Below are 9121 nucleotides of genomic sequence, written 5' to 3'. Positions count from 1 at the left end.
CCGGCACCGGCACCCGCCGCCAACAATTGTTTCCGCTCGCCGGCAAGCACTCTCCCCCATTTAGAAACCAGACATCCTACATACGAACCGATCTGCACCGAAGGTCCTTCACGTCCCAAAGACAAACCGGTGCTTAGCGCAAGTATTCCTCCCACAAACTTGGCAATCACCTCAATGAAAGGATGTTTATACGCAACTCTTCCATTGATAACTCCACGTGTTTGTGGAATACCTCCTCCTGTGATCAACGGCATCTTTTTCACCAGCCAGGAGACAAATATAAGAATCCCCCACATTAACAGAAAAAGAGGAAGGTACCAATACCATTTAGGATGAGAATCAAAGAAGTCATGGCGAAGATTGAAGAAGAACTGAAGCAGGTAATGATAAGGCACAGCAATAAGCCCCGTCAGTAACCCGACAAAGATACTGACAAAGTAAAGCCGCGCATCAATCAATTTGAGTTTGAAGATACGCCAACGTCCTCTGTCCTTTAATTTTTTAATCAGTCGAAACTCCATTCAGCAAAGTTTTCATTGTTTTCGCATGGATACAACAATTAATACCCCGCAGAGGTTTCAGACTGATAAATATTTAATCAGCTTTATCCTTCCAGCAGATTCAGACGCAGAATACCATGTATCATGAGTCAGCATCAACTACACGTCCGGCAAAGCTCTCTTTGCCGGACTGTGCATAGGCTGCCAAAACTTATCAGTAACAAGACACAATGAATAATCAAACGATACTGAAAAGAATAGATATATCTGCCTATGCCCAATTTGTGTTGACTTTAGTAAAATAAAACACTATAATAAATAATACCTAATCCATTATCTACTTTTGAGTTTGATGAGGGGTATGCTGTCTTTGTCTCTGGCGGTCTTGTCCGGGTTTATGACCTTGTCCCGGTTTCTGTCCTTTTCTACGGTCAAACTCTTTTCTGAATTTATTCATATTGCTCTTTTCCTGCTGATAAATCTTCATGATCTGCTTTTGAGACAGAATCTTGCTGAACTCATTATAATACTTCTCACGGATGTCCAGCATCTTACGACTCTGCGCAAACTGATCTTTCAACATTTTAGCGATTTCCGCATCTGTCATAACCGGTTTTGGAGTTTCTTTGGCAGTATTGGCTTCCGTACCTTGAGCTGCATCTTTTCTCGCTCTGGGTTTGAAGTTCATCATACGACACTCACGAAGTTCTTTCAGATACTTCTCGTATATCGGAGTAAACTTGGCTGCCGTTGCATCATCCAGCATGAGCGCTCTCACCATCTGATTGGTCTGCATCTGCATCATCTGCTCCGGTGTAGGATGCTGTTTTCTTTCTTTGTTTTCTTTATTCTGTGCAGAAAGGGTCATCTGGCTTCCCAAAAATAAAGCCATCAACACTACATAAATAAACTTAGTCTTCATAATCTTCACGTTTTAATAATTAATTGAGTTATTCAGTTTAAAAATATATCGTTTTCAGAGAAGCTGACGAGCTCTTCCAACTCCTCATCTGACAATTCCTTAATCCATTTATCTACCGGATCTGTTGTTACATTATTTTTATCGACAGCCAATATATTTGAAGCAGATGGTGTGTCGGTATTCATATAGCGGAGAGACGGCGTAAACAAAATCCCGGCCAATACTGCTGCTACAGCAATCACAGTAGGAATAATCCTTTTCAGCCGACGCTTCTTGCGTTGCTCGTCAACCGTACGTTCCAATATCTTACGCTGTGTCTCCTCAAAAAAGTTATCGGGAGTGCGATAAGGTGTCCGCTTACCAATATTGTCAAAATCAAAATCCTTATCCATGATGTTACCTGTTTAATATATATTCCTTTATCTTATCTTTCGCATAGTGATAATTCACTTTCAGTGTCTCAACCTTACTATCCAGAACACGGGCGATATCTTCATATTCCAGTTCATCGTAATAGCGCAAGTTGAAAACGATCCGCTGCTTTTCCGGCAAAGTCAATATAGCTTCCTGAAACTTTACAGCCAGTTCATCTTCGTAGTCGACATAGTCAGAAGCTTTCAGTTTACTCATCAGTTCTTCCTGAACATCTTCCGCTGATATTACTTCTTCTTTACGACTATTCAATAACCGAAGACACTCATTCGTTGCAATTCTGTAGATCCATGTACTCAGCGAACTTTCATTCCGGAACTGATCCAAATGGCGGAATACACGAATGAAGACTTCTTGCAGCACATCTTCCGCATCTTCGTGAGACACTACCATTCTCCGGATATAATTATATATCGGTTCCTGAAAACTGTCCACCAGCAACCTGAATCCCCGCTCGCGATCTGAGGAACAAGCTTTTCGGATTTTATCTTCGTTTATCATCTATTATTTCTGAGCTTTGGTTATTAGAACGCCGAAAAGGAACGAAGTTAAATGCACAAGAGCCGATTTTACATTTATTAATAGAAAAGAGGAAATATGACATTGGCATACAAGGAATAAAAAAACGCCTCCATAATCTTTTTCAAGACCATGGAGGCGCTGTTAACTCTTTATATACAAGCCGAAGTTGACTGAAAATCACCAGAACTTATTATGTTCCGCACTATATTCAAAACCTGCAGCTTTCAACTGACTGACAATATCTTCTCTGCTTACATCCATATCTTCGCAAAGCTCATCTAGCGAAGAATAACAGTCACGCAACTTCATATTGATGACACTGAACAGCACCATCGGATCTTTAGGCAATTCCATATTCTACAATCTTTTAAACCGGGCGCAAAGTTACAGCAATCCCGGCGAATGGCAAAACAAATCAAGGGCCGATTTCTTCTATTTTCAAAGAGATTCTCTCAATCAGCTTACCAAGTTCCTCTTCCAGAGGTATCACATTAAAATCCCTCCAGAAGTCTTCATCATATTTGAAATTCAGATCAGAGAAGATAGTACGCGTCGGTAATCTTTCTGCCCGCGGGAATGCAGTCACTTGTTCCGTATCCACTTTGCAAGTGATCATTTCAAACCAGATCTGCATCTGCGGACTAGCAGACAGCAACCGTCGCCGTTTCACCTTGAAAGAAAGGTCTCCACGGATATGATGAATATAATAGATACCTTGCCATGGTTTGTAGGAAATAGTATAAACCACCTTTTGCGGTATTATCTGAATGCCATGCGTGCGCCTTTCTACAAACATTTCCGACGCTTTCTTTACACGCTGGGGATCTACCTCAAAACGAGCTTGTAACAAGGCATTCGTCTCGGCATCAATATACAAATCTCCGCAATAGAGAGGCTCGATAATCTCCTTCTTTTGTGCAAAGTGTATGACATTCACACACCGGTCGTCTATGAATGTCACTCCCTGCGAAGTATACAGATAACCGTTATCACCTGCGTCAGGTATCAGGAATGAAGGCATATCCTTCATTATATCCATCTGAAAACATGCCTGAATGCCGGACTTCACCTTTACAAGCAGACTGTCTTTGGCTTCGACATTACTCAGCCGACTCATCTTCAACAGCTTCGCCTGATCGGAAACGGGAGAATGCGAAGCGATCTTATAAACTTTGAAAACTGCTTCAGTAAGATTCTGAACCTTATTTTTCAATAAAACTCCTTCACGGTAAAATGTGGTCAGGTAGGCAGGAGAATGAGAATAGTTCTGCTCTCTTTGCCTTCCCATTTCTTTCAGCAGCTTATAAGGATCGACCCATTGAACCACTACTTCCTGTAAAGGAACAACCTTTGGTTCCAAGCTCAGAATATGATGGCGACCTGCCAAAACTGAAACTTCCAGAGTTTGTGAAACATATCCTATATGAGAAAAAACAACCGAATCGTTTTGCAAAGAATCCGGTAAGGAAAGTCTGAACTCTCCTTCCTGATTAGTAATAATCCCCACAGATGTCCTCCGGACTCCAACGGATGCAGAAGCAACAGGCATTCCGGTTTCCTTATCCAGTAAAGTTCCGGTAAGCATCAGATTTACAGGGTGAACGGATGAAGGTTTCGCCTGTTGCTGTTTGGTCGGTGAAGAAGAAGTTATCAGAATATGAGTCCCTATTACTTTAAATTCCAGGCTGGTATCTCCTGTTATCTCATAAATAGCCTGACGAATGGTTCGCTCTCCTTTCCGTATCTTCACCGTTACATCATTATCTACTACTTTACTGTCATAGATAAACAGATAACCTGACTGCTGAGAAATATTGCCTAACAGTGAATAGACCGTTCCTTTCATCTTCGGCAGACTGATCATACGCTCCAGCACATCTTCTCCGTCAGCTCTCAACGTATCCGGTACGATAAAGAACAAACACAGAATCACCATATAGCGATAAACCATCCTCATCTCACTTTTTTTTATTTATTCTGTCAGTATGAATGTATCCCCCTGCCGTGTACACTTCAAATTAAGCGCATAGGCTATCAATGTAGCCACAGTCTCTGGAGATTCATTGGAAAATTCAACTGTCAGCTTTCTTTTTTCAAGCGCAGGAGAAGCTACACGTATCTGCGAACTGCCTGCATTCATATTCATTACTTTCAGAATATGCCCCAAAGATTCATCTTTAAAACAGACATGCTTCAGATAGCGATTCAACTCTCCGGCATTTTCAGTCGAACTGAGCAAAAGTTGCTGTGATTGCAATACCACTGTCTCACCAGCTTTGACATAACATTCTTTATTTCTCTTTTTAAGGGTTACCCTAACGGTTCCCCGTTGCACCGAAAGACGGAACGGAGCATCTTCGACGCTCTTTACACTAAAAGCAGTACCCAATACTTCAATCTTTACTTCCTTTGTATCAATCCAAAAAGGTTGCTTCTGTTTCTTTGCCACATCAAAAAAGGCATCTCCCTGCAAACTGACTTCCCGTTTATCAGAAACAAAATGTTCCGGATATCGGATAGAAGTCTCCTTTGCCAAGAACACGACAGAACCATCTTCCAGAGTCGTGACCAATGTAGGAACATCTTGATTCTCCTGTGTTATAAAGTCAGGTAATTCCTCTTTTTGACCGAATCCCCAATACAAAGTACTAAAAACCAAACCGACCACCATCGCCGCTACAGTGCCATAGCGTACCCACATCGGGATTTTAGGCATCCGATGGTCTTCTACAAGCAGATGATCTTTATCCAATCGGTCGTACAACCGATTCCAAGCCTGCTCCGTCTTTATTTTATGAATATCCGTTTTCATCATTTCATTTGAATATAATTTTCTATTTCTTTTCGCAAAGTTCGTAAAGTCTTCGTCATTTCCGCTTCCACCGTTTTGACGGAGAGAGAAAGCTGGACTGCAATTTCCGCATATTTCTTTCCCTCCGTCCGGTGCATTTTAAATATCTGCATTCTGCGTTCCGGCAATTTCTCAAGGGTATTATTTATCAGCTTCTGAAGTTCTTCATATTCCATCTGCTGATGAGGATCTGTCGCCTGTTCCGAAGAGGATGCAGTCAGCACAGACTCTCTATACCGCTCTTTGACCTCTTCATGCTCACAGTATTGAATTGACTGATTACGTGTCGCCCTGTAGAGGTAGTTTTTTACAGACTGGAAAATCTGTAACTGTTCCCTATCCTTCCAAAGCACATAAAACAGTTCCTCAACAATTTCCTCAGCCACCTCCATCCGTCCGGTAATGCTTGCCGCATACCAACACAAGGGAGAATAGTAACAGCGAAATAGTTCCTCAAACGCTTTTATGTCACCTGCCTTTATTTTTGTCAGTATGAGCAGTTCATTCAGCATACTTCTATCATTTTACGATTGTTCCCAAATATAAGAAAACAATTCTGATTTTAATTAGATTGCTTTTTCAATTTATCGACAGCATGTTCCAGAGACTCCGTAGGTGCTATGATATTATAATTTCCCCAGAAGTCTTCACTCCAGTAATTTCCGACTTTATCATAGAAAATCTGATTGGAGGTAAATACTTTATTCCGCGGAATTATCTCGGACGGACTCTCCCTCCGATCTGTCACCACCATTTCTGAGGTTACTGCATAGCTCGTAGAGAAAAGCCTCCGTTTCCAGTCGCATTTAAAACGAATATCATTGCGGATATAATTCAGATAAGTCCTTCCATCTATCGTTTTATAGGTTATCAGAAAAGATAACTCTTGCGGTTTGAATCTCAGTCCAAATGGTTTCTGATGAAGAATAGCAGCAATTGCTTTCGATTTATTCTGCATATCCAGATTCATCTCGATACGTGTAAACGACAGCTTATCACAATCTACATACAATTTCCCATGAAACAGCGCATATGGTAAAAGAACTCTCGGACGGAAATTAATAACATATTGTATCCGGTTATCGATCAATGCCGATTCAGCCATCCAGAACTCATAGTTGTTCAATTCTTCTGGTTCCAGCAGCGCCTCTTTATTCTTTACGATATCCAAAACTACAGATATATTAGGACCACCCATAACCTTTACTGCCAATGTATCACTAACTTTCTGACTTAGCAGACGGCGTCCTTTCAGAACCTGTAGTTTATCATAATCCGTAGTGCGATTGGTGTATGCTGTTTTCGACACATCAAGTACAGCTTCCGATACACTGATATAACGGCGCCCTTTCTGCACAGTCTCCCGATAGAAGCTGGTAAGCATATTCCGGTTGGCACTATAATTTACCGGAATCTTCTCAATCGCCTTTTCTATAATTGTACGCGGATTATTGGCATAAACGACCACTTCATTCAACTGGTTAGTATGAGGTATCATCCAGACCGTCAATTTAGAAGAATTATTCTTATCTAAAGATACATGACTATTGATATAGCCTATGTGAGAGATTTCCAACTCTCGCGGCACTTCTTCTTTCCTGACTTTCAGAGCAAACTCTCCCTCTGCATTTGTCACCGTACCGATATTACTTCCTTGCACAGATACATTCACGTTTTCAAGTGTTCTCTTATTTTGCTTATCCTTCACCATTCCGACAATCGTGAAATAATCTCCTGCATCCTGCGCCCATATATCAGCACTCCCTATCCATAGAAAAGCTAATAACCATCCAACCAAAAGTATAACTGACTTTTTCATCTTAATAAAGTTTTAAAGTAAATAATTCCTGCTTCTATAAATAAGATCGTTCAATCTGCAAATACCCTATTGTCTGAAATAAAAAAAATCAGTATCTTGCCCGACAGACAAAAATTATATTCTCAACAAATGATTAATTATGATACGCAAATTAGATAAAGCAGAATTTCAGCAGGCGACAACTTTAGCATTAGAAGTATACTTGCAATGTGGTCAGGATGATTTCGAAGACGAAGGTCTTGAGAGTTTCAAAAGTTTTATATTCAACGATAAATTGATGAATGAACTCTGCATTTATGGAGCTTTCGAAGAAAATAAACTAATAGGTATTATGGGAACCAAGAATGAGGGCAAACACATTTCTTTGTTTTTCATCAAAAAGGAATTCCATAGAAAAGGGATAGGCAAGCAACTGTTTGACTATTCCCAATGTGATTGTCCGGCAAATGAAATAACTGTAAACTCATCTACATACGCTATCAGGTTTTACGAATCTCTGGGATTTGAAAAAACAAACGACAGGCAACAAACAAACGGAATCAGTTATACTCCGATGAAACTCATATCAAACAAATAAAGAAGAAGATATTACCATTAGATTCCAGTTCCCCGGAGCCCAAATCTAATTGTTAATTATACTTTCAAAGTTACTACAAAAAAGTGAAATGCGGAAAGATATAGTGATAGAATTGAGTTACAAGGGTTTTGGTTGAAGTGGCGATAATCCGTGAAGCCATTACAATCCCTGCCGAAGCCAAATCCTGACGCCGCTACGTTACTTGTTCGTAACCATGCCCGAAAATGCGACAAACGGGTACGAATAGCGAAACAAGGCTCTAAGGAATAGTGAGTTATCCATAACTCATGCGAAAAATCAGGTTACGGAAAAAGATTGCGCCGTTCCTCCCCGTTTTGCGTACCAACACCGGACTCTTCACCAACTAATTTTGAAACCCAAAAATTAAGGACAATGAAGAGTACATTTTCAGTAATCTACTACCTCAAGCGTCAGGTAGTGAAAAAGGACGGGACAGTTCCCGTCATGGGACGCATCACGGTGGACGGCAGCCAGACACAGTTCAGCTGCAAACTGACTGTCGATCCGAAACTGTGGGACACCAAAGGTGGACGTGTCACGGGCAGAAGCACGGCGGCACTCGAAACGAACCGTATGCTTGACAAGATGCGGGTACGCATCAACAGGCATTATCAGGAAATCATGGAGCGTGACAACTTCGTCACGGCGGAGAAGGTGAAGAACGCCTTTCTCGGACTGGAACACCGCTACCACACGCTGATGCAGGTGTTCCGCCAGCACAACGAGGACTACGAGAAGCAGGTGGAGGCAGGCATGAAAGCCAAAGGCACGCTGCTGAAGTACCGCACCGTTTACAAGCACATGCAAGAGTTCCTCGACATCCGCTACCATGTGAAGGACATCGCCCTAAAAGAGCTTACCCCGGCTTTCATCTCCGACTTCGAGATGTTCCTGCGCACGGACAAGCACTGCTGCACCAATACCGTGTGGCTGTACGTCTGCCCGTTACGGACGATGGTATTCATCGCCATCAACAACGAGTGGCTGACGCGCGACCCGTTCCGCGAGTATGAAATCAAGAAGGAGGAAACAACACGCAGTTTCCTGACCAAAGATGAGATCCGCCTGCTGATGGAGGGGAAACTGAAAAACGCCAAACAGGAATTGTACCGCGACCTCTACCTGTTCTGCGCCTTCACGGGGCTGTCGTTCGCGGATATGCGCAACCTTACGGAAGAGAATATCCGCACCTACTTCGACGAACACGAGTGGATAAACATCAACCGCCAGAAAACGGGCGTGGTGTCCAACATCCGCCTGCTCGACATCGCCAACCGCATAATCGGCAAATACCGGGGACTGTGCGGGGACGGCAGGATATTTCCCGTTCCGCATTATAACACGTGCCTTGCCGGTATCCGTGCCGTCGCCAAGCGTTGCGGCATCACCAAGCATATCACGTGGCATCAGAGCCGCCACACGGCAGCCACGACGATATTCCTCTCCAACGGTGTTCCCATCGAAACGGTCAGCTCCA

At 42.4% G+C, this 9121-nt stretch carries 11 protein-coding genes; 2 read left to right on the top strand and 9 right to left on the bottom strand.

Annotation, left to right across the window (positions count from 1 at the left end):
- The 9 genes from DW640_RS22705 to DW640_RS22665 form a co-directional block, all read right to left on the bottom strand.
- A partial coding sequence (locus tag DW640_RS22705; RefSeq protein ID WP_199610452.1) for a chloride channel protein occupies positions 1-521 on the bottom strand: 521 nt, incomplete at its 3' end.
- 316 nt (positions 522-837) lie between these two features.
- A complete protein-coding gene (locus DW640_RS22700) occupies positions 838-1422 on the bottom strand; it encodes a hypothetical protein (protein WP_008760365.1) in 585 nt (194 codons plus the stop codon).
- Between the two features lie 32 nt (positions 1423-1454).
- The gene (locus tag DW640_RS22695; protein ID WP_011109356.1) at positions 1455-1814 is read right to left on the bottom strand and encodes a hypothetical protein; all 360 of its coding nucleotides are present in this window, start codon (positions 1812-1814) and stop codon (positions 1455-1457) included.
- Positions 1815-1818: 4 nt separating this feature from the next.
- A complete protein-coding gene (locus DW640_RS22690; protein ID WP_008760363.1) occupies positions 1819-2355 on the bottom strand; it encodes an RNA polymerase sigma factor in 537 nt (178 codons plus the stop codon).
- A 198-nt stretch (positions 2356-2553) separates the two neighbouring features.
- A complete protein-coding gene (locus DW640_RS22685; RefSeq protein ID WP_008766883.1) occupies positions 2554-2730 on the bottom strand; it encodes a DUF4250 domain-containing protein in 177 nt (58 codons plus the stop codon).
- A gap of 61 nt (positions 2731-2791) precedes the next feature.
- Positions 2792-4333, bottom strand: coding sequence for a carboxypeptidase-like regulatory domain-containing protein (locus DW640_RS22680; protein ID WP_048697254.1), 1542 nt, complete (start codon positions 4331-4333; stop codon positions 2792-2794).
- 15 nt (positions 4334-4348) lie between these two features.
- The gene (locus DW640_RS22675; RefSeq protein ID WP_048697257.1) at positions 4349-5191 is read right to left on the bottom strand and encodes a FecR family protein; all 843 of its coding nucleotides are present in this window, start codon (positions 5189-5191) and stop codon (positions 4349-4351) included.
- Positions 5188-5739 carry an RNA polymerase sigma-70 factor gene (locus DW640_RS22670; protein ID WP_048697261.1) on the bottom strand — a complete coding sequence of 184 codons (552 nt, stop codon included), beginning with the start codon at positions 5737-5739 and terminating at the stop codon, positions 5188-5190. Before DW640_RS22670 ends, DW640_RS22675 begins: the two co-directional genes overlap by 4 nt.
- A 50-nt stretch (positions 5740-5789) precedes the next feature.
- Positions 5790-7046, bottom strand: a complete 1257-nt coding sequence (locus DW640_RS22665) for a carboxypeptidase-like regulatory domain-containing protein (RefSeq protein ID WP_008760358.1) — start codon at positions 7044-7046, stop codon at positions 5790-5792.
- Positions 7047-7185: 139 nt separating this feature from the next.
- Between DW640_RS22665 and DW640_RS22660 the strand changes: the two genes are divergently transcribed.
- Positions 7186-7623: a GNAT family N-acetyltransferase gene (locus DW640_RS22660; RefSeq protein WP_008766887.1), complete on the top strand. Its 438-nt coding sequence runs from the start codon at positions 7186-7188 to the stop codon at positions 7621-7623.
- 393 nt (positions 7624-8016) lie between these two features.
- Positions 8017-9121, top strand: a 1105-nt coding sequence (locus DW640_RS22650) for a site-specific integrase (protein ID WP_147326404.1), incomplete at its 3' end; no start/stop codon positions are given.

This window comes from Bacteroides sp. AM23-12, assembly GCF_003434395.1.
Lineage (GTDB): Bacteria > Bacteroidota > Bacteroidia > Bacteroidales > Bacteroidaceae > Bacteroides > Bacteroides thetaiotaomicron.
Note: the sequence above shows the minus strand (reverse complement) of the source record. Positions and strands in the feature narration are given on the sequence as shown.